Source organism: Ancylobacter crimeensis, from assembly GCF_023016805.1.
Lineage (GTDB): Bacteria > Pseudomonadota > Alphaproteobacteria > Rhizobiales > Xanthobacteraceae > Ancylobacter > Ancylobacter crimeensis.
Genome location: NZ_JALKCH010000014.1, coordinates 81846 through 108218 on the forward strand (window position 1 = coordinate 81846; position 26373 = coordinate 108218).

The 26373-nt window shown below is 69.0% G+C and carries 25 protein-coding genes; 8 read left to right on the forward strand and 17 right to left on the reverse strand.

Translation table 11 applies throughout. The features are described 5' to 3' along the window. Positions 1 to 186 precede the first annotated feature (186 nt). Entirely contained in the window at positions 187 to 1617 is a 1431-nt protein-coding gene (locus MWN34_RS17885; protein WP_247030673.1) for an aldehyde dehydrogenase family protein, read from the reverse strand. Positions 1618 to 1845: 228 nt separating this feature from the next. On the opposite strand from MWN34_RS17885, the gene MWN34_RS17890 reads away from it, so the two are divergent. Next, positions 1846 to 3081, forward strand: coding sequence for an MFS transporter (locus MWN34_RS17890; protein ID WP_247030674.1), 1236 nt, complete (start codon positions 1846 to 1848; stop codon positions 3079 to 3081). 59 nt (positions 3082 to 3140) lie between these two features. On the opposite strand, the gene MWN34_RS17895 is transcribed toward MWN34_RS17890, so the two are convergent. The 3 genes from MWN34_RS17895 to MWN34_RS19730 all read right to left on the reverse strand — a co-directional run bounded on the left by MWN34_RS17895 (position 3141) and on the right by MWN34_RS19730 (position 6483). Next, positions 3141 to 3572, reverse strand: a complete 432-nt coding sequence (locus MWN34_RS17895; RefSeq protein ID WP_247030675.1) for an organic hydroperoxide resistance protein — start codon at positions 3570 to 3572, stop codon at positions 3141 to 3143. A 154-nt stretch (positions 3573 to 3726) separates the two neighbouring features. Further along, positions 3727 to 5097: an LLM class flavin-dependent oxidoreductase gene (locus MWN34_RS17900; RefSeq protein ID WP_247030676.1), complete on the reverse strand. Its 1371-nt coding sequence runs from the start codon at positions 5095 to 5097 to the stop codon at positions 3727 to 3729. Positions 5098 to 5193: 96 nt separating this feature from the next. Continuing rightward, positions 5194 to 6483 carry a PAS domain S-box protein gene (locus MWN34_RS19730; protein WP_343311950.1) on the reverse strand — a complete coding sequence of 430 codons (1290 nt, stop codon included), beginning with the start codon at positions 6481 to 6483 and terminating at the stop codon, positions 5194 to 5196. A 191-nt stretch (positions 6484 to 6674) separates the two neighbouring features. On the opposite strand from MWN34_RS19730, the gene MWN34_RS17915 reads away from it, so the two are divergent. After that, positions 6675 to 7715 carry an HPP family protein gene (locus MWN34_RS17915; RefSeq protein ID WP_247030677.1) on the forward strand — a complete coding sequence of 347 codons (1041 nt, stop codon included), beginning with the start codon at positions 6675 to 6677 and terminating at the stop codon, positions 7713 to 7715. A gap of 8 nt (positions 7716 to 7723) precedes the next feature. On the opposite strand, the gene MWN34_RS17920 is transcribed toward MWN34_RS17915, so the two are convergent. Further along, a complete protein-coding gene (locus MWN34_RS17920; RefSeq protein ID WP_247030678.1) occupies positions 7724 to 8119 on the reverse strand; it encodes a group III truncated hemoglobin in 396 nt (131 codons plus the stop codon). A 107-nt stretch (positions 8120 to 8226) separates the two neighbouring features. On the opposite strand from MWN34_RS17920, the gene MWN34_RS17925 reads away from it, so the two are divergent. Further along, complete coding sequence (locus MWN34_RS17925; protein WP_247030679.1) at positions 8227 to 8679, forward strand: Rrf2 family transcriptional regulator; 453 nt, start codon at positions 8227 to 8229, stop codon at positions 8677 to 8679. Here MWN34_RS17925 and hemN read toward each other — a convergent pair. The 10 genes from hemN to MWN34_RS17975 form a co-directional block, all read right to left on the reverse strand. Further along, on the reverse strand, positions 8663 to 10006 hold the full coding sequence (hemN, locus tag MWN34_RS17930; RefSeq protein ID WP_247030680.1) for an oxygen-independent coproporphyrinogen III oxidase: 1344 nt from the start codon (positions 10004 to 10006) through the stop codon (positions 8663 to 8665). The two genes, MWN34_RS17925 and hemN, sit on opposite strands and share 17 nt — an antisense overlap. A gap of 112 nt (positions 10007 to 10118) precedes the next feature. After that, the gene (locus tag MWN34_RS17935; protein WP_247030698.1) at positions 10119 to 11945 is read right to left on the reverse strand and encodes a methanol/ethanol family PQQ-dependent dehydrogenase; all 1827 of its coding nucleotides are present in this window, start codon (positions 11943 to 11945) and stop codon (positions 10119 to 10121) included. 119 nt (positions 11946 to 12064) lie between these two features. Continuing rightward, positions 12065 to 12952, reverse strand: coding sequence for a patatin-like phospholipase family protein (locus MWN34_RS17940; RefSeq protein ID WP_247030681.1), 888 nt, complete (start codon positions 12950 to 12952; stop codon positions 12065 to 12067). 51 nt (positions 12953 to 13003) lie between these two features. Beyond that, positions 13004 to 14272 (reverse strand): phosphoribosylamine--glycine ligase, encoded by a 1269-nt coding sequence (gene purD / locus MWN34_RS17945; RefSeq protein ID WP_247030682.1) that lies wholly within the window; start codon positions 14270 to 14272, stop codon positions 13004 to 13006. Between the two features lie 101 nt (positions 14273 to 14373). Then, positions 14374 to 16305, reverse strand: coding sequence for a MacB family efflux pump subunit (locus MWN34_RS17950; protein ID WP_247030699.1), 1932 nt, complete (start codon positions 16303 to 16305; stop codon positions 14374 to 14376). 121 nt (positions 16306 to 16426) lie between these two features. Continuing rightward, positions 16427 to 17572, reverse strand: a complete 1146-nt coding sequence (locus MWN34_RS17955; protein WP_247030683.1) for an efflux RND transporter periplasmic adaptor subunit — start codon at positions 17570 to 17572, stop codon at positions 16427 to 16429. A gap of 213 nt (positions 17573 to 17785) precedes the next feature. After that, positions 17786 to 17971, reverse strand: coding sequence for a hypothetical protein (locus MWN34_RS17960; RefSeq protein WP_247030684.1), 186 nt, complete (start codon positions 17969 to 17971; stop codon positions 17786 to 17788). Between the two features lie 25 nt (positions 17972 to 17996). Then, a complete protein-coding gene (locus MWN34_RS17965; RefSeq protein ID WP_247030685.1) occupies positions 17997 to 18926 on the reverse strand; it encodes a S49 family peptidase in 930 nt (309 codons plus the stop codon). Between the two features lie 56 nt (positions 18927 to 18982). Then, a complete protein-coding gene (locus MWN34_RS17970) occupies positions 18983 to 19765 on the reverse strand; it encodes a tRNA1(Val) (adenine(37)-N6)-methyltransferase (protein ID WP_247030686.1) in 783 nt (260 codons plus the stop codon). Continuing rightward, positions 19749 to 19970 (reverse strand): putative signal transducing protein, encoded by a 222-nt coding sequence (locus MWN34_RS17975; RefSeq protein ID WP_247030687.1) that lies wholly within the window; start codon positions 19968 to 19970, stop codon positions 19749 to 19751. The genes MWN34_RS17970 and MWN34_RS17975 overlap by 17 nt, the downstream gene beginning before the upstream one ends. A gap of 142 nt (positions 19971 to 20112) precedes the next feature. Here MWN34_RS17975 and MWN34_RS17980 point away from each other — a divergent pair, with 142 nt between their 5' ends. Continuing rightward, positions 20113 to 21123, forward strand: coding sequence for a polyprenyl synthetase family protein (locus tag MWN34_RS17980; RefSeq protein ID WP_247030688.1), 1011 nt, complete (start codon positions 20113 to 20115; stop codon positions 21121 to 21123). On the opposite strand, the gene MWN34_RS17985 is transcribed toward MWN34_RS17980, so the two are convergent. Further along, positions 21124 to 21459, reverse strand: a complete 336-nt coding sequence (locus MWN34_RS17985) for a YnfA family protein (protein WP_247030700.1) — start codon at positions 21457 to 21459, stop codon at positions 21124 to 21126. It lies immediately after the preceding gene. 17 nt (positions 21460 to 21476) lie between these two features. Further along, on the reverse strand, positions 21477 to 22394 hold the full coding sequence (locus MWN34_RS17990) for a 4-(cytidine 5'-diphospho)-2-C-methyl-D-erythritol kinase (protein ID WP_247030689.1): 918 nt from the start codon (positions 22392 to 22394) through the stop codon (positions 21477 to 21479). A 311-nt stretch (positions 22395 to 22705) separates the two neighbouring features. Between MWN34_RS17990 and rimP the strand changes: the two genes are divergently transcribed. From rimP to MWN34_RS18010, 4 genes are all read left to right on the forward strand, one after another. Further along, positions 22706 to 23512: a ribosome maturation factor RimP gene (rimP, locus tag MWN34_RS17995; RefSeq protein ID WP_247030690.1), complete on the forward strand. Its 807-nt coding sequence runs from the start codon at positions 22706 to 22708 to the stop codon at positions 23510 to 23512. Then, positions 23512 to 25119 (forward strand): transcription termination factor NusA, encoded by a 1608-nt coding sequence (gene nusA, locus MWN34_RS18000; protein ID WP_247030691.1) that lies wholly within the window; start codon positions 23512 to 23514, stop codon positions 25117 to 25119. Before rimP ends, nusA begins: the two co-directional genes overlap by 1 nt. Positions 25120 to 25246: 127 nt before the next feature. Further along, entirely contained in the window at positions 25247 to 25999 is a 753-nt protein-coding gene (locus tag MWN34_RS18005; RefSeq protein WP_247030692.1) for a DUF448 domain-containing protein, read from the forward strand. 65 nt (positions 26000 to 26064) lie between these two features. Then, on the forward strand, positions 26065 to 26373 hold a 309-nt coding region (locus tag MWN34_RS18010; RefSeq protein WP_247030693.1), incomplete at its 3' end, for a translation initiation factor IF-2 associated domain-containing protein.

Genomic DNA, 26373 nt, shown 5'->3' on the forward strand with positions numbered 1-26373 from the left:
ACTACGTCCGCGGTGGCGGATTCGTGCGGATATCCGGCCTGCGCCCCGCTTCCCATGAGCGGCGGGCTCGGACCGGAGGATTCCGTCTGTCAGACCCCGCCGGATGCCATCCGGCGAGGTCGCACTCATGAAGCGATGGAACTGCGCCGGGATTTCGGCAGTCGTCACCGCCGCGGCGAAGCCGGATCAGGCGGCGTAGCCGACGATCCCCTTGATCTCCATGAAATCCCGCAGGCCGAAATCGGCATATTCGCGGCCGTTGCCGGACTGCTTGTAGCCTCCGAACGGCGCGAACAGATCCCAGTCGGGATAATTGAGATAGATCGAACCCGCCCGCAACCGGGCGGCGACGCGACGGAGCTGCTCGACATCCGTGCCCTGCACATAGGCCGCGAGGCCATAGGGCGTGTCGTTGGCGATGGCGATGGCCTGCTCGATGCTGTCATACGGAATGATCGACAGCACCGGGCCGAAGATCTCCTCGCGCTCGATCCGCATGCCGGGCTTCACGTTCCCGAACACGGTCGGCTTGACGTAATAGCCGGTCTCCAGCCCTTCCGGCTTGCCGGTGCCGCCCACCACGAGGGTCGCGCCCTCCTCGATGCCGGCGGCGATGAGGCCCTGCACCTTGTCGAACTGCATCTGGCTGACCAGCGGGCCGATCTCGGTCTCGATGTCGGTCGGCTTGCCGACGCGCACGGAAAGCGCGGCCCGCCGCGCGATCTCCAGCGCCTCGTCATGGCGGTCGGCCGGCACCAGCATGCGCGTGGGGGCGTCGCAGGACTGGCCGGTATTGCCGAAGCAGCCCTTCACGCCCTGGGTGACGGCGGCCTCGAGATCGGCGTCCGGCAGCACGATGTTGGCCGACTTGCCGCCGAGCTCCTGCGCCACGCGCTTCACCGTCGCGGCGGCGTTGCGCGCGACATCGGTGCCCGCGCGGGTCGAGCCGGTGAAGGACACCATGTCGATGTCGGGATGCGAGGAGATGGCCGCCCCGACCTCGGGCCCGGTGCCGTTGACGAGGTTGAAGACGCCCTTGGGCAGGCCGATCTCGTCCACGATCTCGGCAAACACCATGCCGGAAATGGGGGCGATCTCGCTCGGCTTCAGCACCATGGTGCAGCCCGCGCCGATGGCAGGGGCGACCTTGCACATGATCTGGTTGAGCGGCCAGTTCCACGGGGTGATGAGGCCGACCACGCCGACCGGCTCATGCGTCACCAGCGTGCCGCCGCGCATCTCGTCGAACGGGAAGGCCTTGAACGCCTCGATGGTCGCCTTCAGATGGCCGAGCCCGGCATAGGCCTGCGAATCGCGGGCGCGGGCGATGGGCGAGCCCATCTCGCGGCTGATCGCCTGCGCGACATCCTCGTAGCGCCGCTCATAGACCTCCAGCAGCTTCTCGAGGAAGGCGAGGCGCTCCTCGCGGCTGGTCTGCGAGAAGCTGTCGAACGCGGCGCGGGCGGCGGCGACGGCACGATCGACGTCGGCGCCGGTGCCGATCGAGATGGTGGCGAACACTTCCTCCGTCGCGGGGTCGATGACGCCGAGCGGACGGGGCTCGATCGGATCGACGAAGGCGCCGTCGATGTAGAACTTGAGATAATCGGACGTCATGGTCTCTCTCGTTTCTCTGGCCGTGGCCCGCAGTCTTTCAGATCGCGACGCGGTTGCGTAGTCGTCCCGAAGCGTGGCGGCGCCCGGACGCGCGGGAAGCTGTGGAATGACCCTCGCTCCCCTGCACGACGACGCATGGCGCACATGCCCGCGTGGGGCTTTTCCCGGTCGCCGGGCCGGGGCACAAGGGGCACCGGCCCCGCCCCGTGGCCGAGGATCGGAATCGGCATGACCACGGACGCGGACCAAGAGCAGAAGCCGGAGACGTTCGAGAGAGCGTGGCAGCGCAACCTGTGGGTCTGCACCTTCGGCTCCTTCACCACCATCGTGGCGATGACGCTGCTGCTGCCCTTCCTTCCGCTCTATGTCGAGCAGCTCGGCGCGCAGGGGCACGCCGCCATCGTCCAATGGTCCGGCATCGCCTATGGCGCGACCTTCTTCAGCGCCGCGCTGACCGCCCCGCTCTGGGGCCGGCTCGCGGACCGCTATGGCCGCAAGCTGATGCTGATCCGCGCCAGCCTCGGCATGGCGGTCGCGATGTCGCTGATCGGGATGGCGGATTCGGTCTGGGAGCTGGTGGCGCTGCGCCTGCTGGCCGGGCTGCTGGGCGGCTACGCCTCCGGCTCCATGGTGCTGGTGGCCGCGCAGACCCCGCGGGCACGCACCGGCTGGGCGCTCGGCGTGCTCTCCTCGGGCATCATGGCGGGCAATCTGGTCGGCCCTCTGGTCGGCGGACTGCTGCCGCCGCTGATCGGCATCCGGGCGACGTTCTTTCTGGCGGGCGGGGTCATCTTCCTCGCCTTCCTCGCCACCACCACGCTGATCCGGGAAGAACGGCGTCCCGCCGCGGCACGGGCGGGCGGCTCGGGGCGGGTCTGGTCGCGGATCCCGGACCGGCGGCCGATCCTCGCCATGCTGGCGACCGGCACGCTGCTAATGGTCGCCAACATGTCGATCGAACCGATCATCACTGTCTATGTGGCGCAGTTCGTCCCCCCGGCACAGGTCACGCTGATGGCCGGCGTCGTGATGTCGGCGGCGGCGCTGGGCGGCGCGCTGTCCTCGGCCCGGCTCGGCCGGCTGGCGGACCGCATCGGGCACTGGAACGTCGTGATCCTGTGTCTCGCGATCGCCGCTCTGCTGCTGATCCCGCAGGCCTTCGTCACCACGAGCTGGCAGCTCGTCGGCCTGCGGTTCCTCATGGGGCTGGCGCTCGGCGGCTTGCTGCCCTCGATCGCGAGCGTGATCCGGCACAACGCGCCCGAGGCGCTCACCGGCACGGTGCTCGGCTATTCGGTCTCGGCGCAATATGTCGGGCAGGTGGTGGGGCCGCTCGCCGGCGGCTTCATCGGTGGCCATATCGGCATGCGCGCCGTGTTCCTCGGAACCTCGGTGCTGATGGCCCTTGGCGCGGCGGTCAATGTCATGGTGGCGCATGGGCGCCGGCGAGATCGGGTCAGCTAGGACCTTTCATCTCATAGGACACTCCGGGCGGCCGGCGCGGCCGCCCGGAGTGAATCCGCTCAGGAACGCGTGGTCGTCTTTACATCCACGCTCGCCTTGATGGCGTTGGAATAGGGGCAGATGGTGTGGGTGGTCTCGACCAGCTTGGTCGCATCCGCCTCGGACAGGCCCGGCAGATAGACGTCGAGCTCGGCGGTGATGCCGAAGCCGCCCTCGGAGCGCGGGCCGATGCCGATGGTGGCGGTGACGGTGGTGCCTTCCGGCACCTTGATCTTGGTCTGGCCGGAGGCGACCCGCAGCGCGCCGAGGAAGCAGGCGGAATAGCCGAGCGCGAACAGCTTCTCCGGGTTGGCGCCATCGCCGCCCGGGCCGCCGAGCTCCTTCGGCACCACGAGGTTGAGGCTCATCGTGCCGTCAGCCAGCGCGGTCGTGCCGTCGCGGCCGCCGCCGGTCGCCGTTGCGGTGGTCTTGTACTTGGCATCCACGGACATGTGATTTCTCCTCTTGCGCGAACGAACGGTTTCGAACGGCGTTGAAAGCGGCAGGACCATATCCAGCACCCGACAGCATGTCAAGCGTATACGATATTATCGTGTGCGATGTATTTTGACGCTTCCATGACGCGGGGAGAAGGCCGCTGGCGTCTTAGCCGGGCACGACCTCGACACGCCGGGATGTGGCGGCGGCGCCGACATGGCGGTTCGCCGGTCGCGGCAGGCCGATGAGATCGCGCAGCGTGCCGCCTTCGTACTCCCGCCGGAACAGCCCGCGCCGCTGCAGCTCCGGCACCACCTTGTCGACGAAATCGTCGAGGCAGCCCGGCAAGGTGAGGAAGGACAGCATGAAGCCATCGCAGGCTTCCGACGCCACCCACTCCTCCATCATGTCGGCGATTGCGACCGGCGAACCGCAGATGACGGCCCGGCTGCGGTTGTAGCGACGGCAAATCTCGCGCAGCGTCAGCCCCTGCCGCACCATGGCGATGATCTCGTCGGAATAGGCCTTGTGCAGCCGGGCCTGCAGGGGAATGCGGTCCTGCGGGATCGGGGCATCGAGAGGAAGGTCCATGAGATCGGCCTCCAGATCCTCGCCGATCCGGACGCGGGCGACATCCGGGTGCACATGGTCATGCCACGCGTCGAGCCGGGCGCGGGCCTCGGCCTCGTCTTCGCCAAGCACCATGGAAACGCCGGAGACGATCTTCAGCGCGTCGCGCGCCCGGCCGAGGGCCGGCAGGCGGCCCTTCAGGTCGCGATAGAAGGTCTGCGCCGCCGCCATGCCGGCGCTGGGGCCGAAGACGAGTTCGGCGGTCTCCGCGGCAAGCTGCTTGCCCGTCTCGGAAGCGCCGGCCTGGATGACGACCGGCCGGCCCTGCGGGGCGCGGGCGATGTTCAGCCCGCCATCCACCCGGAAATGCGTACCGGCATGACGGGTGGGGTGGAACTTCTCCGGCAGATAGACGCGCCCCTCGGCATGGTCGTGGACGAAGGCGTCGTCTTCCCACGTATCCCACAGGCTCAGCGCCACCTCCACGAACTCGCGGGCGCGGTCGTAGCGCACCTCATGTGACGGCAGCTGGTCCATGCCGTAATTGCGGGCGGCATCGTGGCTCGCGCCCGTCACCACGTTCCAGGCGGCACGCCCGCCGCTGATATGGTCGAGCGAGGCGAACTGCCGGGCGATGGTGTAGGGCTCGCAGAAGGTGGTGCAAGCGGTGGCCCCGAGGCCGATATGCCGGGTCGAGCCCGCCACCGCGGCGAGCAGGGTGATGGGTTCGAGGATGTTGGTATAGGACGGCGCCCGGCTCCACACCTCCATCCGGTCCATGCGAACCGCCGCCTGGTCGGCGATGAAGAAGAAATCGAACTTGCCGCGCTCCGCCGCCTGCGCCAGCCGCCGGTAGTGCTCGATATCGACGGAGGCCCCGTCCTGCGCGCCCGGCAGCAGCCACGAGGCGGAATGCGAGCCGTTGGGCAAAGCGAGAAGGCCGAGGATCATGTGCCGGGGATCGGCCATCAAGGAACTCCATGCGTGGGAGGCAGCAACGCGGGAACCCCCTGAAAACGCAAGAACCGCGCCAGCTTCCAACCCCTCGAGCGGCGCAGGCCCCGCTCAGGCGTCCGTCCGCTCCCGCACGGCCTTGCGCAGCGCCTTCATCTCCTCGAAGCGCGCGGTCACGTCGCGCAGGCTCGCCACCATGCCGCTGACCGTGCCGGCGGCGTCCTTCACCAGCACGATGGTGAATTCCAGCGAGATCCGCGCTCCGTCCTTGCGCAGGCCGGGCACGGCCAGCATGTCGCCGGCGCCGTAGCGGCTGACGCCGGAGGCGACCGTCTCCCGATAACCCTCCCAGTGCCGGGCGCGGAAGGGCTCGGGAATGATGATGTCGAGCGAGCGGCCCAGCGCTTCGTCCTCGGTGAAGCCGAAGATGCGCTCCGCACCGGCATTCCACAGCACGATGTCGCCGGCCGCATCGCTTGCCACCACCGCATCCGCCGCACTGTCGAGCAGCGCGGCGCCCAGTTCCTCGCGGGTGAACCCCGCGCTCGCGCGGGCGTGACGGGCATCGACCGTCGCGGCGGCGCTCGTAGCGCTCGGCCCGGCGGCGGCCGCATCCGGCTCGAACAGGTCATCGACGGCGCCGAAGAATTCGCAATGCAGCCGCTCGCGCGGAACGCCGCGCGCCGCGAGGCCGCTCGCCATATCGCGCAGGAAAGGAAGCGGGCCGCACAGGAAATACTCCGCCTCGTCCAGCGGCGTGTGCCCGGCGAGCCAGTCGACGGTCACCCGCCCGGCGACATCGTGGTCACGACCCGCGACATCCTGCGAGCGAGGCTGCGAATAGAAGACCGTGACCTGCGCATCCGCCTGCTTCGCCAGTGCGCGCACCTCGCCGGCAAAGGCATGCGCCCCGCCGTCCCGGCTGCCATGGACGAAGTGAATGCGGCGCGGGGCATGGCTGCGCGCAACCTCCTCCAGCATCGCCACCATGGGTGTGAGACCGACGCCGGCGGAAACCAGCACCACGGGCCGCGCCGAATCCACGGGCAGCACGAAGTCGCCGGCGGGAGCCCCCACCCCGACCTTCGTCCCGACGGATGCCTCGTCGTGAAGCCAGCGGGAAACAGTGCCGGCCGCCTCGCGCTTGACCGAAATCCGGTAGCTCTCCCCGTTCGGCGCGGCGGACACCGTGTAGTTGCGCTTGTGCCGGCCGCGGCCCGGCAGTTCGGCGAACAAGGTGAGATGCTGGCCGGCGATAAAAGGCGGGAGGCGGGAGCCGTCGGCCGGACGCAGCACGAAGGAGGTGACGACGTCGCTCTCCCGATGGCGGCTCGCGATCGCGAAAACCGTCGGTGCAGGGTCCGCGCCTCCTGTCGTGCCTTCCGGCATCCGGTTCACCATGCTGGACACTCCCTATAATGATGCATACCATATTCATGTTTTCGAGATTGGAAAGGCTCCGATCTCGCAGCGCCTCCTCCGACCGCCGCCGGCGCGCCGTCTCCGCTGCGGATTCGCCCGCATTGCCATGCGGTCACGTACCCTCTCCTGCCCGCGCCACATGGCGGACGGGCCATCTCTCGGAGTCGGCCTTGCCCAGTTTCCAGCTGTTCCGGCCCATCCTGGCCGGCGCGACCCTCAAGGACCGCGCCCTCGCCTGCATCGCCGCCGCCATCGGCATCGGTGTTAGCGCCCTCCTTGTCGGCATCCTTGCACCGGATTCCGCACATCATTTTCTCTGGATCGTGCCTCCCATGGGCGCGTCCGCGGTGCTGCTCTTCGCGGTGCCGGCCAGCCCGATGGCGCAGCCCTGGCCGGCAATCGGTGGAAATGTCATTTCCGCGCTGGTGGGGGTGATCATTGCCCACCTCATGCCTCAGAGCTTCCTCGCCGCCGGACTGGCGGTCGGTCTGGCCATCGGCGCGATGTCGTTGCTGCGCTGCCTGCATCCGCCGGGCGGCGCAGCCGCGCTGGTCGGGCTGTTCGCCGGCGCCTCGACCAGCTTCCTGTTCCCACTGCTGCCGGTCGGGCTCAATGCGGTCGTGCTGGTGGCCTGCGCCTATGCCTATCACCGGCTCTGCGGCCGGGCTTATCCGCATGTCCCTTCTCCGGCCAAGCCGGCCGCGCCGGCGGCCACCGCGCCCTGGACCTTCCGGCCCGGGGACATCGCCGCCACGCTGGAGGAAGCCGGCCTCGCGCTCGACGTCGCGCCCGGCGATCTGGAAGAATTGCTGCGGCAGGTCGAACGGCGGGCACTGGTCCGTGCCTATCACGAGCTTCGCTGCACCGACCTGATGACCTCCGGCGTGCTTTCGGTAACGCGGGAGACGCTGCCCGGAACCGCACGCGACCTGCTGGTCGAGCGCGACATCCGCCGGCTGGCCGTGGTGGATGAGGACGGCCGGCTCATCGGCGCCATCGGTCTGCGCGAGCTGGTGCAGCCGGCGGATCGGATCGGCGCGATCATGTCACCCGCAGCGGAAGCGACGCCGGACACCCCGGCCATCGAACTGCTGCCCCGCTTCGCGCAGGACCGCATCCATGCGGTCTTCATCACCGACGCCGAAGGCCGCCCCGTCGGCGTGGTCACCGAGGCTGACTGGCTCAACGTGCTGACGCGTGGAATGAAATGAGGCGCGGTTCAGCCCGGCGGCATGAAGACCGGACCGCCCATGGGCTGGCCGAACAGCATCGCCTGAAGGCTCTGCGCGATGCGCAGGGCCCGCTCGCGCAACGCCTGCGCATCCTCCGGCGCCATCAATTCGTCGGCGGTGCGGCCCCACAGGCCGAGCCAGCGGGTGAACATCGCCGGCGAGATGCGCGCGCGATGGCGGAAATGGGCGGGCATCGGCCGCCCCTTGTAGCGCCCGGTGCCGAGCATCACCGAGGACCAGAAGGCGGCGAGCGTATCGAGATGGGTCGGCCAGTCGGCAATAGCGTCGTTGAAGACCGGTCCAAGCTCGGGATCGGCGCGGACCCGCTCGTAGAACGCCCCGACAAGCGCCCGCAACCCCGGCTCGTCCAGCTTCAGGACCATGGTGTCTCCCACTTCAGCCACCGTCAGCCGCGCCTGTCTGCGCGGCGTGAAACATGCAACATTGATACTTCTTTTTGCGGCACGATGAACCTCCTGGCAAACCGGCCATGCGCCTGACGCGCTATACCGACTATGCGATGCGGGTGCTGCTGTTCCTCGGCGCGGAGCCGGAGCGGCACCATTCGATCGCCGCGATCGCACACGCCTATGCGATCTCGCAAAATCACCTGATGAAGGTGGTCAACGACCTGGTGAAGGCCGGCTATCTGCGCAGCATACGCGGGCGCGGGGGCGGCATCCGGCTCGCCCGGCCGACGGAGGCGATCAATATCGGAGCGCTGGTTCGGCACACCGAGGACGGCTTCGACCTCGTGGGATGCGGCACCTGCCGGATCGCTCCGGCGTGCGGATTGTCCTGCGTCCTGTCCGAAGCGCTGGAAGCGTTCCTCGCCACGCTGGACCGCTACACGCTGGCGGACGTGCTGGCGAAGCGCGGCGACTTCCGACACCTGCTTCTGCCTCCTGAAAGGCCCGCGCCCGAACTCACACCGCCCGGCTGAACCGCCGGGCACCGCCATCGAGATAGGCATCGAAGATCGAGGCGACCTTGCGCACCCGCAGCCGCCCCGCTTCCAGCACCCGCAAGCGGCGCCCGTCAAAGGCGATGACGCCCGCTCCTCGCAAGGCTTCGAGCGCCGGAAAAACCGGCGCCAGCGCACCGCGCGCGACGCCATGCCGGGCGCAGACCGTTTCGATATCCACGGCGAGATCGCACATCACCCGCTCGATCAGCTCGGCCCGCAGCCGGTCGTCGGCGCTGAAGGCGTGGCCCTTCGCGACGGGTAGCTCACCGCGCCGCACCCGCTCGGCATAGGCGCGCAGGACGGTCTCGTTCTGCACATAGCCTTGCGGCAGCCGGCCGATCGAGGATGCACCGAGCCCGACCAGTGCTTGACAGGAATCGGTGGTGTAGCCTTGGAAGTTGCGGCGCAGCCCGCCCTCGCGCATCGCCGTGGCCATGGGATCGTCCGGCCGGGCGAAATGGTCGAGCCCGATACGGACATAGCCCGCTCCAAGGATGGCCTGCGCGAAGGCCACGGCCTGCGCCAGCCGCTCCCGCCCGCCTGGCAGGTCAGCGGCATCGATCCGGCTCTGGTGCTTCTTGAAGCCCGGCAGATGAGCATAGCCGAACACCGAGAAGCGATCCGGGTGAAACGCAAGACAGGCCTCGACCGTCTCCCGGCAGGAGGCGAGCGTCTGCTTCGGCAGCCCGTAGATGAGGTCGAGATTGATCGCGCCGATCCCTGCGGCCCGGAGCCCGTCCACCACCGCGGCCGTCTGCCCGACGCTCTGGATGCGGTTGATCGCCGCCTGCACCGCGCCGTCGAAGCTCTGCACGCCGAGGCTCGCCCGGTTGACGCCGGACGCCGCGAGCGCCGCGATCATGGCCGCATCCAACCGACGCGGGTCGATCTCCACCGCGATCTCGGCCCCGGGATGCACGGCGAAGCGGGCGCGCAGCAGATCCATCAGGGCACGGAAATCGTCCGCCGCCAGTATGGTCGGGGTGCCGCCGCCGAAATGGATGTGGCGGACATCGGCCGCCCTCCCGCAGCGTGCCGCGACCAGATCGATCTCCGCGCGCAGCGCCGCGAGATAGTCCAGCACCGGCCGGTCGCGCAGGGCGACGGTGGTGTTGCAGCCGCAATACCAGCACATGGAGCGGCAGAACGGGACGTGCACATAGAGCGAGGTCGGCGTGCCGGGCGCCAGCATGTCGAGCCAGGCGCCGTAAAGGCCGGCCCCGACGGCCTCGCCGAAGACCGGCGCGGTCGGATAGCTGGTGTAGCGCGGCAGGCGCTCGTCGAGTGGGGCGGTGTCGGTCATGGATAGCGGGCCCGGCGAAAATAAAGCACCGGACGAGGCTAGAACCGCCGAGCCGCCATCGCCTTGCCCCAGCGCAAATCACGCCGGAGCCGTCTCCCGACGGACGAGGCTTTTACGGCGTGTCGGGCAGGGCAAAAACGGTGAGCTGGCCGCCCAGCGCGGTGTAGCTGTTGAGCCCGGCATAGGCGTCCTTGGCGCCCGAGCCGGCATTGGGATCGGTGAGGCCGGCCGCGAGCCCGATGCCGGCCCAGCCGCCGATGCCGGACAGCACCGCCACATATTGCCGGCCGCGATGCTGGTAGGTCATCACGTTGCCGACGATGCCGGAGGGAGTCTTGAAGCGATAGAGTTCGCGCCCGGTCTTCGCGTCGATCGCCTTGAGATAGCCCTCCAGCGTTCCGTAGAACACCACGCCGCCCGCGGTCGCCAGCACGCCGGACCACACCGAAAAGCGCTCCGGCACGGTCCAGACCACCTTGCCGGCCACATTGTCCCAGGCGAGCAGCGCGCCGATGCGGCCCTGCGTGCCGGGCGCGGGGTACATGTTCAGCGTCGCCCCGACATAGGGCTGGCCGACCTTGTAGTCGACGTGGAACGGCTCGTAGTCCATGCACATGCGGCTGGCGGGCACGTAGAAGAGCTGCGTCTGCGGCGACCAGGCGGCCGGCTGCTGGTTCTTGGTGCCGATCGCCGCCGGGCAGATGCCACCATAGGTGACGTCCTCGCCCTCGGCCTCCGTGCTGTATTTGGGATCGCGCACCGGACGGCCGAAATGCGCGCTCGCGGTGTCCAGGTCGATACCGGAAGCCCAGTTGACGGTGGGATCGAGCTTGCCCGCGGTCAACAGCTCGCCCGTGGCGCGATCGAGGGTATAGCCGAAGCCGTTGCGGTCGAAATGGGTAAGCAGATGCCGGGTGCGGCCGCCCATGTCCTGGTCGGTCAGGATCATCTCGTTGACCCCGTCGAAGTCCCATTCGTCGTGGGGCGTCATCTGGTAGACCCAGCGGGCCAGCCCGGTATCGGCGTCACGGGCGAAGATGGCGTCCGTCCAGCGATTGTCGCCGGGCCGCTGCGAGGGGTTCCACGAGCCGGGATTGGCGGTGCCGTAATAGACGAGGTTCAGCGCCGGGTCATAGGAGAACCAGCCCCAAGGTGCGCCGCCGCCGATCTTCCACTCCTCGCCTTCCCAGCTCTTCAGCGAAGAGTCCGGGCCGATCGGTCTGCCGAGCTCGGTGGTCTTCTCCGGGTCCACGAGCATCTCGGCATCCGGGCCGGTGGAATAGGCTCGCCAGGCCAGCGAACCGTCCTTGATGCGATAGGCGCTGAGATGGCCGCGGGCGCCGAACTCTGCGCCGGCGATGCCCACGATCAGCTTGTCCTTCACCGGCATGACGGTCGCGGTGTTGGATTCGCCCGCCTTCGGATCGCCATTGGCGACCTTCCAGCGCACCGCGCCGGTTTTCGCATCGAGCGCGACGATGGTGGTGTCGGCCTGCGCGAGGAAGACCATTCCGTCGGCATAGGCGAGACCGCGATTGACGAGGTCGCAGCACATGATGGCGGCGACGTCGCTGCTCTGCCGCGGCGCGTATTGCCACAGCATGCGCCCGTCATGATCGAGATCGAGCGCGTAGACATTGTTGGGGAAGGGCGTGTGCACATACATCACCCCGTCCACCACCAGCGGGCTACCCTCATGGCCGCGCAGAACGCCGGTGGAAAAGGTCCATGCGACATGGAGGCGGCCGACATTGCCGGCATTGATGGCATCGAGCCGGGAGTAGCGGGTGTTGGCATAGTCGAGGGTCTGGATGACCTGCTGGGCGGGATCCCTGCTGCGGGCGAGCACATCGTCATTGGCACGGGCGCCGGCGAGGCCCGCCGCCAGAAAACCGAGCGCACACAGCGCGCTCCCACACGCCTGACCAGACCACCCCATCATCCGCACCGCTCCTGCTGCCTCGGGCGGCGGACGCTGGACCAGCGGGACGGCCGCGTCAACCCGACGAAGGAAGCCGCAAGGCATTGCCGCAGCGTCAGATTCGGAAAGGACGGGCTTTAGCCGAGGGCCGCCTCCAGCCGGCGCTTCACCTCGTCCTTGACGGGCTCGGCAGCCTTCAGGATGGCGACGGCGCGGAAGAAGTCGAGCACGCGGAAGGCATCGACATTCGGGCGGATCAGGATGTCCGGCGCACCTGATTTCAGCTTCTCGCTGACGATGGTGCTCGCCATGATCTGCAGCGCCGCGAACATCGAATCGAAGGCCCGCGGCACCGCTCGCGCCTCCCCGCTCGGTCCGCCGGTCACGTCGACCGCCAGCACGAGGTCGGCCGAGCTGCGCAGCAGGTCGAAGGGCAACGGATTGACCGCCCCGCCATCCACCAGCACACGCCCGGCATGATTCACCGGGCGGATCAGGCCGGGAATGGCGATGGAGGCCGCGACCGCCGGGCGGAGCGCGCCGTGGACGAACACGGATTCCCCCCGCGCCCAGTAGTCCGTCGCCACCACCTTCAGCGGAATGGCGAGTTCCTCGAAGGTCGCCGGCACCGCGCCGGGCAGCATGGTCTCGACGAAATGCTCGCCGTCGATCAGCACCGGATTGCCGAGCCCGCTGAACAGGTCCGCGATACGCCCGACCCGCGCCGCCAGAAGCTGGCCCATCACCTCGCCGCGGTTGCGCAGATAGCCGGTCGCCAGCGCGCGCAGCTCCTTCGCCGGCACGCCCGCCGCATAGACGCTGCCGACCAGCGCGCCGATGGAGGCGCCCGCGATCGCGACCGGGCGCAGGCCCATCTCGTCGAGCGCTTCCAGCACCAGAATATGCGCAAGGCCCCGCGCCCCGCCCGAACCGAGCGCCACCGCGATGCGCGGGCCGGTCGGCGGGGCCGGGGGTCGGGGCTGTTCGGGGGGCGGGGTCAGTCGGTCCGGGCGCAACGTTTCCATCTCGCACCCCTTAACCCGCCAAGGCGGCGAGAGTTTGAAGGTTGTGCAGCCTCAGCCGCCGAGCGCCCGCCACGCGATGTCGCTACGGCAGAAGCCTTCCGGCCAGTCGATCCGCGCCACCGCATCATAGGCCCGCTCGCGTGCCTCGGCGATGTTGGCGCCGACCGCGGTGACGTTCAGCACCCGCCCGCCATTGGCGAACAGACGATGCCCGTCCGAGCGCGTGCCGGCATGAAACACGCGGACGCCGGGAATCCGCTCCGCCGCCGAGATACCACGGATCTCGCTGCCCTTCTTGTAGTCGCCGGGATAGCCATTCGCCGCCATCACCACGCTGATCGCGGTATCCGGCTTGAGCAGCACCGTCTCCTCGGCGAGCCGGCCCCTGGCCACCGAAAGCAGGAGCGCCAGCAGGTCGCCTTCCAGCCGGCTCATCAGCACCTGGCATTCCGGGTCGCCGAACCGGACATTGTATTCGATCAGCTTCGGCCCCTCGCGGGTGATCATCAGCCCGGCAAACAGCACCCCGCGAAACGGACTGTCGGCATCGGCCAGCGCCCGCGCGGTCGGCTTCACGATCTCATGCAGCGTGCGGCGCTCGATCTCGGCGGTGAAGACCGGCGCCGGCGAATAGGCGCCCATGCCGCCGGTGTTGGGGCCGGTGTCGCCGTCAAAGGCGCGCTTGTGGTCCTGCGCCGAGCCGAGCGGCAGCACGGTGTCGCCATCCACCAGGCAGAAGAAGCTGACCTCCTCGCCCTCGAGGAATTCCTCGATCAGGATCTCGGCCCCCACGCCGCCCCCCATGGCAAAGACCTCGTCCACGGCGGCGTTGGCTTCGTCCAGCGTCATCGCCACCACGACGCCCTTGCCGGCCATGAGCCCGTCGGCCTTCAGCACGATCGGCGCGCCGCGCGCAGCGATGAAGGCGCGGGCCGCCACCGGCTCGGAGAAGCGGCCGAAGGCGGCGGTCGGGATGTCGTGGGCCTTGCACAGCTCCTTGGTGAACAGCTTGGAGCCTTCGAGCTGCGCGGCGACCCGGCTGGGGCCGAAGACCGGTATGCCTTCCGCGATCAGGCGGTCGGCGATGCCGTCCACCAGCGGCGCCTCGGGGCCCACCACGACGAGGCCGATGCCGTTCGAGGCGCAGACGCTGACGATGGCGTCATGGTCGGTCAGCGGGACGGAGGGGATGCAGGTCGCGAACTGCGCGATGCCCGGATTGCCGGGTATGGCGAAGAGCTGGCCGAGCTCCTCGCTCGCCGACAGCTTCCAGGCCAGCGCATGCTCGCGGCCACCCGAACCCAGCAGAAGGACATTCATCCGCGATCCTCTCCCCATTGCCAGCCGCCTCTGGCTAGCCGCGCACGCGTGCCGGGGCAAGCGGTCATCTCGACCTTTGTTGATATCCGCCCCCGCGCCGCTCACTCATAGGCCAGCGCCACCACCGGATCGAGCCCGGCCGCCTTGCGGGCCGGCAGATAGCCGAAGATCAACCCGGTGAGGAAGGCGCAGGCGAAGGCGAGCAGCGGCGGGGCGAGCGAGAGCGCGACATTCACCCCCAGCGCCGCCAGCCCCAGCGCCGCGCAGATGCCGAGCGCGACGCCCACGGCGCCGCCGACCCCGCACACCACCAGCGCCTCCGTGTTGAACTGCAGCATGATGTTGCTCATGCGCGCGCCGGTCGCCATGCGGATGCCGATCTCGCGGGTGCGCTCCGTAACGCTCACCAGCATGATGTTCATCACCCCGATGCCCGCCACCAGCAGCGAGATGGCCGCGACGCAGCCGAGCACGAGGGTCAGCGTGTTCTGGGTCTCCACCGCGGTTTCGAGGAACTGGGCGGTGTTGCGGAGCTGGAAATCCTCGGCCTGATGGCGTTCGACGAGCACCTTGCGCAACTGCTCCTCAACCTTGGGAATGTCGTTGCTGTCGGTGACCTTCACCGTGATCGAGTTGACGAAGCGCCGCCCGAACAGCCGCATGAAGCCGGTGGAGAGCGGCACCAGCGCGATATCGTCCTGGTCCTGCCCGAAGGCGTTGGCACCCTTGGCGGCCAGCACGCCGAGCACCTCGTAGGGTACGTTCTTCACCAGAATGTAGCGGCCGACCGGGTTGTCCTCGCCGAACAGGTTCTGCGCCACCGTCTGGCCGAGCACGATCACCGGCGCATAGCCGCGCACGTCGTCGGCGCTGAACATAACGCCTTTGGCGAGCGGCCAGTCGCGCGAGGCGAGATAGTCGGCCGAGGTGCCGGAGACCTGCGTGAAATAGTCCTCCGAGCCGTAGCGCAGCGTGTAGCGGCCGGAACGCTCCGGCGCGACGGCGGCAATGCCCGGCACCGCCCGCAGCGCCTCGGCATCCTCCGGCAGCAGGGTCGCGTTGTCACCGGAAGAGCGTATGCCGGGCGCACCGGGGCGCACGATGAGCAGGTTGGTGCCGATCTGCGAGATGCGCTCCAGCACCCGCGCCTTTCCGCCATCGCCCACCGCCAGCATGGTGATGACCGAGGCGACCCCGATCACGATGCCGAGCAGGGTCAGCGCCGTGCGGAACAGGTTGGTGTACATGGAGGAAAACGCCATGCGTACCGCCTCGGCGAGATCCGGCAGGAAGCGCATGAGACCGGAAGGCCGCGCCGGCGGATGAGCCGGCAAGGGCGTCACCGTGCATGTCTCCACCGTCCGGCGCTCATCATCGACGATACGCCCGTCCTGGAACCGCACGATCCGGTGCGCATGGGCCGCGACGTCGGGATCATGGGTGATGAGGATGACGGTGTGGCCCTCAGCGTGCAGTTCGGTGAGCAGGGCCAGCACCTCCTCGCCGCTATGGGTGTCGAGCGCTCCGGTGGGCTCGTCGGCCAGGATGACGGGAGCCTTGTTCATCAGCGCGCGGGCAATGGACACACGCTGCTGCTGGCCGCCGGAGAGCTGGCTCGGCCTGTGTTCCGTCCGCGGGGCGAGCCCCAGCCGGCCGAGCAGCCGGTGCGCCCGCTCTTCCCGTTCCGCTTTGGCGGTGCCCGCATAGACCGCGGGAATTTCGACATTCTCGGCGGCGGTGAGGGCCGGCAGCAGGTTGTAGCGCTGGAACACGAAACCGAAGGTCGAGCACCGCAGCGCCGCCAGCTCGTCGGCGTCGAGACCCGAGACATCGGCGCCGGCAACCCGGTAGCTGCCGGTCGACACCCGGTCGAGGCAGCCGACGATGTTCATCAATGTCGACTTGCCCGAGCCGGACTGTCCCATGATGGCGACGAACTCGCCCGGCATGATGCGGAGCGACACCCGGTCGAGCGCCCGCACCACGCTCTCGCCATTGGGGTAGATGCGGCTGACGTCGATCAGCTCTATCATCGGCACGCCGGGCCTGCCCTGCGCATCCGCGGAGGCCGGCACGTCGAGGGGTACCGTCACGCCTGCCGGCTCCACCACCGTTCCGGCCTCGCTCTCCGCCCCGTCCGCCATCGCAATACCCTTACCCGAGGCGCGGCGTCATGGGCGGTCGTCCCCCGGGTCCACCCGGCCCGCCGCCCGAAGGACGCGTGGAGCCTCCCTCGCCGACCAGCACGACATCGCCCACCTTCAGCCCTTCCAGAACCTGCGCCACCGCCCGGTTGGACAGCCCGATCCGAACACGCCGCCGCTCGATGCCCTTGTCGGTCACCACCATGACGAAACGCCCGCCATTGGGTCCGTTGCGCAGCGCCGGAATGGGAACCAGCGGCACGCCCTTCGCTTCGCCGAGGCGGAAGAAGACCTGCGCGGTCATGTTGGTCATCAGGGTCAGGTCATCATTGGGCACGTCGATCAGCACGTTGTAGAGCACGACGTCGTTCACGATGGTCGGCGTGGGCTCGATCTGCCGGACCTGCCCTTCCCAGCGCCGGTCGGGAAGGCCGAGCGTGGAGAAATAGACGGGGGTGCCGACCTTCACCTTGGGAATGTCGCCCTCGGTGACCTGCGCGGTCACGGTCATCGTCTGGAGGTCCGCGATGCGCAGCACGATCGGCGCGCTCTGGTTCGCATTCAGGGTCTGGCCCGGCTTCGCCGAGAGGCTGACCACGGTGCCGTCCATCGGTGCGTAGATCTTGGTATAGCCGAGATTGGCGAGGTCGCCGTCCAGCGTCGCCTGGGTCTGCGCGATCTGCGCCTTGAGGGCGTCGATCTTGGCAGCGCTGATCCGCATGGTGGCGGAGGCGGCATCGGCCTCGTCGCGGCTTACCGCCTGGTTGGTCACGAGGCGCTGGGCGCGTTCGTTGCGCAGCGTGTCCAGCGTGAGCTGGGCCTGCGCCTGCGCGAGCTGGGCCTTCAGGTTGTCGAGATTGGCGCGGTCGCCGGTCACCCGGGTCTGATAGACGGTGGGGTCGATCTCGGCGAGCAGGTCGCCCGTCTTCACCACGTCCCCGACATCGGGCTTCACCGTACGCAGCTGGCCGGACACCTGCGTGCCGACATCCACATAGGTCTTGGGCTGGATGTTGGCGATCGCGGTGACCGTGGTCTCGATGTCGCCGGTGCCGATCGTCGCCGTCTCCCGCACCGGAACGGCTGCGGCCTCCTGCGCGGTGCGCCAGTAGACATAGCCAACCGCACCGGCCCCCGCGAGCAGCAGCAGCGTCACAACGGCCGGCCAGCGCCTGCGGCGGCGTCTACGAAGTGTGACGGGCGCATCTGGGGCAGGTTCGGTCCGTTGCAGCATGGAAGCTCCGCTGCGTGAGGTTCACGCGGAGCCAGCATTAAACGGCCTCCAACGGCCATTAAAATGAATTCGCGGTAATGAAGCAGGAAAAACCGGCGGTTTTATCACTCTGGAGCCGGTCCAGCTTTATGGGTTTTACTGTGGACGATAGTCACCGGTCTGCGGATCGCGCCGCAAGGTCGGGCGGGCGTCGCCCTCGGGTGCGGGGGTGCCGCGCGTCTCGTCGAGCTCGGCATTCACGCGCTTCGATTCCTTCGCCAGCAGCTTCACCAGCGCCGCAGCGCCGATGGTTCCCAGGGCGACGATCAGGAAAGGCGGCATTGATTTCGGTCCTTCGATCAACGGATCACAGGCCGTAGCGGCCCCAGAGGGCGCGCTCCTCGGCGCTCGCCACCAGCCGGTCCGCCAGCCCGGCCCCGACGGACGAGCCAAACGGAGCGAGATCGGCACTGAACCATTCGGTCCCTTCAAGCGCGGCCAACGCGCCGACGCCGGGCCGACGCCGCCCGAACCAGCCGCCGGCCGTCTCGATCAGCGGGGTCTCGACCTTCTCGCCATAGCGGGCGCGCAGGAAAGAGCGCATATCGCCCACGGCGTCGATCAGCCCATGTTCCAGCGCCTCGCCGGAGGCCCAGAACTCGCCGGAGAACAACGTGTCGTCCGACCCCGACAGCACCCCGCCCCGGCGTTCCTTCACGAGGTCGACGAACTGCTCGTGGATCTCCCGCTGTATGGTCTTCAGCTTGGCCACATCCTCGGGATGCTCCGGCTGGAAGGGATCGAGGATCACCTTGCGGGTGCCGGCAGTATAGACGCGCCGGTCGATCCCCAGCTTGTCGATCGCCCGGTTGAAGCCGAAACCGGCGCTCACCACGCCGATCGAACCGACGATGGAAAAACGGTCGGCGACGATCTCGTCCGCAGCGCAGGCCAGCATGTAGCCGCCGGATGCCGCGACATCCTCGACGAAGGCGAAGACCGGAATCTCCTTCTCCTGCGCCAGTGCGCGGATGCGCCGGAACACGAGATGGGACTGCACCGGCGAGCCGCCGGGCGAATTGATCAGCAGCGCCACCGCCTTCGCGCCCTTGACGGCGAAGGCCCGCTCCAGCGCCTTCGCCACACCGGAGAACGTGATGCCAGGGCGCAGAGGCGTCGCCATGCCGATAGCGCCATGCAGGCGCACGACGGGCACGGTTATCCCGGACCGCATCCGGGCTGGCAGGAGCGGCTCGAGACCGCGGCGGAAGCGGGAGAAAAGCGATCCATCAGACATGGTGCACAGATAGGGCGTGTGCCCGCGCCCCTCAAGCGGCTTTGCGTCGGCGCCGTCTACAAGCCTTCGCCACCCCGCAGCAGGACGTCGGCCGCCGCGCTCGGCCGGCCCGCGGCATCGGCGAGGACGAGCGGCGGCAGCAGCGCGAGCGGTGTGCGGCGGCCCTTCACCGCCTGCACGAGAATGCGAATCGCCGGGGCATCCGGGCGTGGATGGACGGGGCGGATGGCGGCGGCGCCAAAGCGGCCGGCCAGCGCCTCCAGCACCGCCGCAAGCGCCTCCGGCCGGTGGATCAGGGCGACCGTCCCGGCCGGCGCCAGCAACCGGTCCGCCGCCTTCAGCCACAGATCGAGCGCGGCATCTCCGGCACTGTGGGCGCGGGCTCGGCCGGCGCGCGGGGAGATGCGATGGCGCGCCGGATCGTTGAAGGGCGGGTTCATCAGCACCGCGTCCGCCCATCCCGCGGCAGGGAGAGGCGGCCCGGAGAGGCGGCCGAGCCGGTCGATATCGGCCTCCACGACATGGGCGCGCGCCGCGAGTCCGTTCTCCGGCCGGCTGGCATTGAGCCGGGCCAGGGCGGCGGTAGCGGGGTCGATCTCGGCCAGCCAGACCTCGGCCTCCGGCAGCCTGAGCGCCGCCGCGAGGCCCGCCGATCCGACGCCCGCGCCGAGGTCGACCAGCCGGCGCGCGCCGTCCGGCACGCTGGCCGCGAGCAGCATCGCGTCATGACCGACCCGATGCCCGCGGGCGGGCTGCCACAGCCTCAGCCGACCGCCGAGAATGGCGTCGTCGGTGTGTTCCTCGGGATTCGCGGGACGACCGTCAGGAGACGAGGACATTGGAGAATCCGGCCTCGGTGAGAAGCCGGCGGGCGCGCAGCCCGTCCTCCTCCGGCACGATGAGCCGGCGCGGCAGGAAACCGAGCGAGCCTTCCAGCGCGCTCATATGCCCGTCGAGCACATGATGGGGGATATCCGCCGCGGTCAGCAGGGATTCCACGGCGGACAGCAGGACGAGATCATTGGTGCGCAACAGTTCCAGCATCGCGGCATCATGGCATGCCGACGCAGGCGGCGCGAGATGGCCCGCAAGCGCCATACGGTATCTGGATAGCCTCGACATAGGAGATACTTGAAGTTGCGGCCGCGACAGCTTTTAGTGCAGCCTCATTGTCTGGGAACATGCCGTGGCCGTCATCTTGCCGTTCGATCCCGTTGCCGAACCCTCGCTGGAGGGAATCATCGACCTCGTGAAGACCGGCATGGAGCAGGTCAATACGCTGATCCTGTCGAGGACCGGCTCCGAGGTCACCATGATCCCGGAGGTTGCGACCCACCTCATCTCCTCCGGCGGCAAGCGGCTGCGGCCGATGCTCACTCTCGCCACCGCCCGCCTCGCGCGCTACCAGGGCGACGGCGACGTGAAGCTCGCGGCGGCGGTCGAGTTCATGCACACCGCGACCCTGCTGCATGACGACGTGGTCGACGACAGCGAGATGCGCCGCGGCAAGCTCGCCGCCCGCATGCTGTGGGGCAACGAGGCGAGCGTTCTCGTCGGCGACTTCCTGCTCGGCCAGGCCTTCCGCATGATGGTGGAGGTCGGCAACCTGACCGCCCTCGACATCCTCTCCACCGCCGCGGTGGTGATCGCCGAGGGCGAGGTCGCCCAGCTCGCCGCCGCCAAGAACACCGCGACCACGGAAGACGCCTATCTCAATGTCATCCGCGGCAAGACGGCCGAACTCTTCGCCGCCGCCTGCGAGGTCGGGCCGGTGATCGCCGAGCGGCAGAAGGCCGAGCAGGCCGCGTGCCGCAGCTATGGCATGAATCTCGGTATCGCCTTCCAGCTCGTCGACGACGCCCTGGATTATGGCGGCTCGCGCGCCAAGCTCGGCAAGAACGTCGGAGATGATTTCCGCGAGGGCAAGATCACCCTGCCCATCGTGCTGGCGTTCCGGCGCGGCAATGACGAGGAACGCGCCTTCTGGCGCCGCTGCCTCGAAGAGGGCGACATTCAGGACGGCGACCTCGAACACGCCATGGAGATCCTGACCCGCCATCGCGCGCTCAGCGACACGGTGGACCGCGCCCGCCACTATGGCGCCATCGCCAAGGATGCCCTCGGTCTGTTCGAGGACGGCGAGGCCAAGCGCGCGCTGCTCGACGTCGTGGATTTCTGCGTCGCCCGCGCGCGATGATCAGCCGCGGGGCCCGAGCAGGATGATCGCGGTGCCGGCGAGGCAGACCAGCCCGCCGGCGAGATCCCAGCGGTCCGGCCGGACGCCTTCCACCGCCCACAGCCAGCCGAGCGAGGCTGCGACATAGACGCCGCCATAGGCCGCGTAGGCTCGCCCCGCCGCGGTCGCTTCCACCTGGGTGAGCAGGCCGGCGAAAGCGACGAGGCTGGCGATGCCCGGTGCCAACCAGAACAACGAAGCCCCGGAGCGCACCACCGCCCATACCGCGAAGCAGCCGGCGATCTCGGCCAATGCGGCGAGCGCGAAGAACAGCGCGCTGGCGAGGGGGCCCGTCATCATGCGCCCGCCCCTTCCTAGCCCAGCACCGTCGGCTTCACCCACCAGCCGGGATGGCGGGCAGCTACAATCTTCGCCGCCGCCACCGCCTCGCGGCAATTGTCATAGAGCCCGAAGAAGGTGCCGCCCGATCCCGACATCCGGGTCAACCGATTGCGCGGCGTGGCGGCGATGCTCTCCGCCACGGCCCCGAGCTGCCCGACCAGCCGGCGCGCCGGCGGCTCCAGATCGTTGGGCAGGACGGCAAGTGCGCGGACCAGTTCGCCGCGCTCGCGCGGCAGGCGGGTGGGCGCGGGATGATCCGGCCCCGGCAAGACATCGCCCGGCTCCAGCGCGAGCCCCGCGAAGACCGGGCCGGTCGGCACCGGCAGGCGCGGATTGACCAGCAGCAGGCCGAAACGCGGAAGGTCGACCCGCTCGACCCTTTCGCCGCGCCCGCTCATCAGGCTGCTGCGCCCGGCGAGGCACACCGGCACGTCGGAACCCGTCGCCTCCGCCGCCGCGTGGAGGACGGGATCGTCGAGGCGCATCCCGTTCGCCCGGGCCAGCAGCCGCAGCGCCGCCGCCGCATCCGACGAGCCGCCCCCGAGGCCGGCGGCGACCGGCAGATGCTTCACCAGATGGAATCGCCCCACACGCAGGCCCGGCCGTCGCTCCGCGAGATGGCGTGCCGCGCGCAGCACCAGATTTTCGTCCCCCGCGCCGGCCTCCGCCGCGTTCGGACCGCTCACCGTCAAAGCGAGGTTCTCCCCGGGCAGAAGTTCGAGCCGATCCCCCATACCGGCGAAGGCGACGAGGCTGACGAGCTCATGATAGCCGTCGACCCGCCGCCCGAGCACCCGAAGGGTGAGATTGACCTTGGCCGGCGCCCGCTCGCGCAGCGCGTCGGAGGCGGTTGGGGTGCAGGCGGCGGAGAACGTCTCGGGCGGGCTCATGCCTTGCTTATGCGTGAGCAGAACAGCAACCGCAATTTCGCGTGTGGATTTTGTGTGCATGAGGGCGCCGGGCGGCGGATGGAACGGGCTGAGCCCTGATACGTCGACGGCGTGGATGATTCCGGCTTGCAGCGACAGGTGCCCCGAACCGTACGGAGGTTCGTTAACACGTCTTTGACTTACCGGACGCCTTGGCGTATAAGCGCCTCCATCACGCACATCTCATAGCGATCGTCTCGGTCGGTTGAGAGTGGGTTCCGCCGCCGGGACCCGCTCTTTTTGCATTGCCGCCCCGACATCGGACAGGGATCATGAGCGACATCGACACCGCCCCTACGACCACTGCGGAATTTCCCGCCGACGAACCCCGCCTCATCATCGAGACGGGGCCTGCGGCGCGCGTCGCCGCCATTGTCGGGCCGGTGCTGGACGGACTGGGCTTCCGCCTGGTACGCGTGCGCATTTCCGGCACCAACGGCGTCACCGTGCAGATCATGGCCGAGCGCCCGGATGGCGGCTTCGGCATCGACGAGTGCGAGGCGGCGAGCCGCGCCATCTCGCCGGTTCTCGATGTCGAGGATCCGATCGCGGGCGCCTATCATCTTGAAATGTCGTCTCCCGGCATCGATCGTCCGCTGGTGCGCCTCGGTGATTTCGCCCGCTGGGCCGGCCATGAACTGAAGATCGAGATGGCGGTGCCCCTCGACGGGCGCAAGCGTTTCCGCGGCCTGCTGCTTGGCGTCGAAGGTCAGGAAGCGATCCTCCGGCTGCCCGACGTCCCGGCCGACCAGTCCGATCGCGTGCGCCTGCCGATCGCCGATATCGGCGAAGCTCGTCTGGTGATGACCGAGGCCCTGATCCGCGACGCGCTGCGCCGCGACAAGGCGGCACGCGAAGGCGTCGATGCCGACGATCTCGGCGATGACGACATCTCCGACGAGGAGATCGCGGAGGCCGCCCGCAGCGCCAGCGACGAGGCCGCTCCGGCCCCGCGCGCGCCGATCGCGAAGAAGATGCCGGTCCGTGGCCAGCTCAAGAAGGTCAAGGGCCCGCCGGGCGCGAAGCCCGGCAAGAAATCCAACGCCAAACGGAAATCCACCGTGAAGGAGACGCACTGATGGCTGTCGTCAGCGCAAACCGGCTCGAACTCCTGCAGATCGCCGATGCGGTCGCGCGCGAGAAGTCGATTGACCGGGGCATCGTCATCGCCGCGATGGAGGATGCGATCGCGAAAGCCGCGCGCTCGCGCTACGGTGCCGAGACCGACATCCATGCCGAGATCAGCCCCCGGACCGGCGAACTGCGTCTCGCCCGGCACCTGCTCGTCGTCGACCAGGTCGAGAATCCGGCCATCGAGATCGACCTGATCGGTGCCCGCCGGCTGAACCCGGCCGCCCAGATCGGGGATTCCATCGCCGACACCCTGCCGCCCTTCGATTTCGGGCGCATCGCCGCCCAGTCCGCCAAGCAGGTTATCGTGCAGAAGGTGCGCGAGGCCGAGCGCGACCGGCAGTATGAGGAATACAAGGACCGCATCGGCGAGATCGTGAATGGCGCTGTGAAGCGCGTCGAATACGGCAATGTGGTCGTCGATCTCGGCCGCGGCGAAGGCTCGCTCCGCCGTGACGAATTGCTGCCCCGCGAGGTCTTCAAGACCTCCGACCGCATCCGCGCCTATGTCTATGACGTGCGCCGCGAGCCCCGCGGCCCGCAGATCTTCCTCTCCCGCACCCATCCCCAGTTCATGGCGAAGCTGTTCGCCCAGGAAGTGCCGGAGATCTATGACGGCATCGTCGAGATCAAGGCGGTCGCCCGCGATCCCGGTTCGCGCGCCAAGATCGCGGTCACCTCGCGCGATTCCTCGGTGGATCCGGTCGGCGCCTGCGTCGGCATGCGCGGCTCGCGCGTGCAGGCCGTGGTGAACGAGCTGCAGGGCGAGAAGATCGACATCATCCCGTGGTCGCCCGACGTCGCGACCTTCATCGTGAACGCCCTTGCGCCGGCCGAAGTGGTGAAGGTGGTGCTCGACGAGGACCGCGAACGTATTGAAGTCGTGGTGCCGGATGCCCAACTAAGCCTCGCGATCGGCCGCCGCGGCCAGAATGTCCGCCTCGCCTCCCAGCTCACCGGCTGGGATATCGACATCATGACCGAGGCGGAGGAGAGCGAGCGGCGGCAGAAGGAATTCGCCGAGCGCACCAAGATGTTCGCCGAGGCGCTCGATCTCGACGAGATGATGGGTCAGCTGCTCGCCTCGGAAGGCTTCGCCTCGGTCGAGGAACTGGCCTATGTTCCGCTTTCGGAGCTCACCGGCATCGAGGGCTTCGACGAGGACACCGCGCAGGAGCTGCAGAGCCGCGCCCTCGCCCACCTCGCCCGGATCGAGGAGGAGCTGGATGCGCGGCGCCGCGAGCTCGGCGTCGAGGACGCCCTGCGCGAAGTGCCGGGCGTCACCTCGCCGATGCTGGTGGCGCTGGGCGAGAACGACATCAAGACCGTCGAGGACCTCGCGGGCTGCGCGACCGACGACCTGACCGGCTGGACCGAGCGCAAGGACGGCGAAACCGTCCGCATCGCCGGCGCGCTGGACGGTTTCGAGCTTTCCCGCGAGGCGGCGGAAGCCCTGATCATGCAGGCCCGCGTGAAGGCCGGCTGGATCGACGAAGCGGAACTCGCCGGCGAGCCAGAAGGCGACGAGATCGACGCCGGCGAGGCACAGGACTGAGCGGCGGGGCGGACCGATGTCCGGGACGCGCCGCATGATGGAAACGGACGGGGACGGCGTCGCCGATGACACCGCCCCCGGGACCGTTCCGGCTCCGGCCGGGATACGGTCCGATGAGTCCGATGGGGTGGACGATGAGTCCGACGCCGGCCCGGTCGAGGAGACCGATGCCGGCCCGGCCGCCGCCCGCCGCGAGACGAGCCGGCTGTGCATCGCCACCCGGACCGTCAGGCCGGTCACGGAGCTGATCCGCTTCGTGCTCGGTCCCGACGGGCAGGTGGTGCCGGACCTCACGGCCCGGCTTCCGGGACGCGGCGCCTGGCTCACCGCCAGCCGCAGCGCGCTCGGCGAGGCGATCCGCCGGAAGGCGTTCGCCCGCGCCTTCAAGGGCAAGCTTCGGAGCGATCCGGGCAGGCCCGCGAAGAAGGCTCCTCGCGGGGAGCCTCACGCGCAGGTGACGTCGGCGCAGGTGACGTCGGCGCCGTTGACTTCGACGGATTCCACCCTCCCGGCCCTGGCCGGTCTGGTGGAGGCGCTGATGGAGAAGGACGCGCTCGGCGCGCTCGGCCTCGCCAAGAAGGCGGGTCGGGTCGTGACGGGGGCCACCAAGGTGGCGGAAGCGATACGGAGCGGGGATGTCGCCATCCTCATCCACGCCTCCGACGCCGCCCCGGACGGGGTCGGTAAGCTGGACGCTCTGGCGCGCCGTGTCGGCGAGGACACGGGTCGCGAGATCGCCCTCATAACGATCCTTTCCGGGCTGCAATTGGACTTGGCGCTAGGGCGGGCAAATGTGGTACATGCTGCGCTGCTCGCGCATCCGACGAGCGCGGGTTTCCTCGCGCGGATAAGACGGCTCGAGCGCTGGCGCGCCGATTAAGCAGCCGGCGCACAGATTTGACGCATCCCGGCATGAGGCAGGGGATGCCGAGGAACGGATACCGAATGACCGATACGAAGAATCCCGGCGAGAAGACGATGGGCGTGGGCCAGGGCAAGACCCTCACGCTCAAGAGGCCTGTCGAGCAGGGCGTCGTCCGCCAGAGCTTCAGCCATGGCCGGTCGAAGGCCGTCGTGGTGGAAAAGGTGAAGCGTCGGGTGATCGGTCCGGGCGACAGCAAGCCCGAGGCGCCGGCGCCCGTGCAGAGCCCCGCTCCGGCGGCGGCCGCACCGCGCCCGGCGGCTCCCCCGCAGGCGCCGCGCCCGGCGGCGTCGGCTCCGAGCGCGCCCGCGGCGACCCCGCCCGCGGCTACG

Bases quoted from the DNA above. Each gene is read 5' to 3' on its own strand.
- MWN34_RS17975 (WP_247030687.1), bottom strand. From the start codon at position 19,970: ATGCTGGAACTGTTGCGCACCAATGATCTCGTCCTGCTGTCCGCCGTG.
- hemN (WP_247030680.1), bottom strand. From the start codon at position 10,006: ATGACCGACACCGCCCCACTCGACGAGCGCCTGCCGCGCTACACCAGC.
- MWN34_RS17970 (WP_247030686.1), bottom strand. From the start codon at position 19,765: ATGTCCTCGTCTCCTGACGGTCGTCCCGCGAATCCCGAGGAACACACC.
- MWN34_RS17960 (WP_247030684.1), bottom strand. From the start codon at position 17,971: ATGCCGCCTTTCCTGATCGTCGCCCTGGGAACCATCGGCGCTGCGGCG.
- MWN34_RS17920 (WP_247030678.1), bottom strand. From the start codon at position 8,119: ATGGTCCTGAAGCTGGACGAGCCGGGGTTGCGGGCGCTTGTCGGGGCG.
- MWN34_RS17925 (WP_247030679.1), top strand. From the start codon at position 8,227: ATGCGCCTGACGCGCTATACCGACTATGCGATGCGGGTGCTGCTGTTC.
- MWN34_RS17985 (WP_247030700.1), bottom strand. From the start codon at position 21,459: ATGACGGGCCCCCTCGCCAGCGCGCTGTTCTTCGCGCTCGCCGCATTG.
- MWN34_RS17900 (WP_247030676.1), bottom strand. From the start codon at position 5,097: ATGGCCGATCCCCGGCACATGATCCTCGGCCTTCTCGCTTTGCCCAAC.
- MWN34_RS17935 (WP_247030698.1), bottom strand. From the start codon at position 11,945: ATGGGGTGGTCTGGTCAGGCGTGTGGGAGCGCGCTGTGTGCGCTCGGT.
- MWN34_RS17990 (WP_247030689.1), bottom strand. From the start codon at position 22,394: ATGAGCCCGCCCGAGACGTTCTCCGCCGCCTGCACCCCAACCGCCTCC.
- MWN34_RS17895 (WP_247030675.1), bottom strand. From the start codon at position 3,572: ATGTCCGTGGATGCCAAGTACAAGACCACCGCAACGGCGACCGGCGGC.
- MWN34_RS19730 (WP_343311950.1), bottom strand. From the start codon at position 6,483: ATGGTGAACCGGATGCCGGAAGGCACGACAGGAGGCGCGGACCCTGCA.
- purD (WP_247030682.1), bottom strand. From the start codon at position 14,272: ATGAATGTCCTTCTGCTGGGTTCGGGTGGCCGCGAGCATGCGCTGGCC.
- MWN34_RS17890 (WP_247030674.1), top strand. From the start codon at position 1,846: ATGACCACGGACGCGGACCAAGAGCAGAAGCCGGAGACGTTCGAGAGA.
- MWN34_RS17940 (WP_247030681.1), bottom strand. From the start codon at position 12,952: ATGGAAACGTTGCGCCCGGACCGACTGACCCCGCCCCCCGAACAGCCC.
- nusA (WP_247030691.1), top strand. From the start codon at position 23,512: ATGGCTGTCGTCAGCGCAAACCGGCTCGAACTCCTGCAGATCGCCGAT.
- MWN34_RS17965 (WP_247030685.1), bottom strand. From the start codon at position 18,926: ATGTCTGATGGATCGCTTTTCTCCCGCTTCCGCCGCGGTCTCGAGCCG.
- MWN34_RS17950 (WP_247030699.1), bottom strand. From the start codon at position 16,305: ATGATAGAGCTGATCGACGTCAGCCGCATCTACCCCAATGGCGAGAGC.
- rimP (WP_247030690.1), top strand. From the start codon at position 22,706: ATGAGCGACATCGACACCGCCCCTACGACCACTGCGGAATTTCCCGCC.
- MWN34_RS17885 (WP_247030673.1), bottom strand. From the start codon at position 1,617: ATGACGTCCGATTATCTCAAGTTCTACATCGACGGCGCCTTCGTCGAT.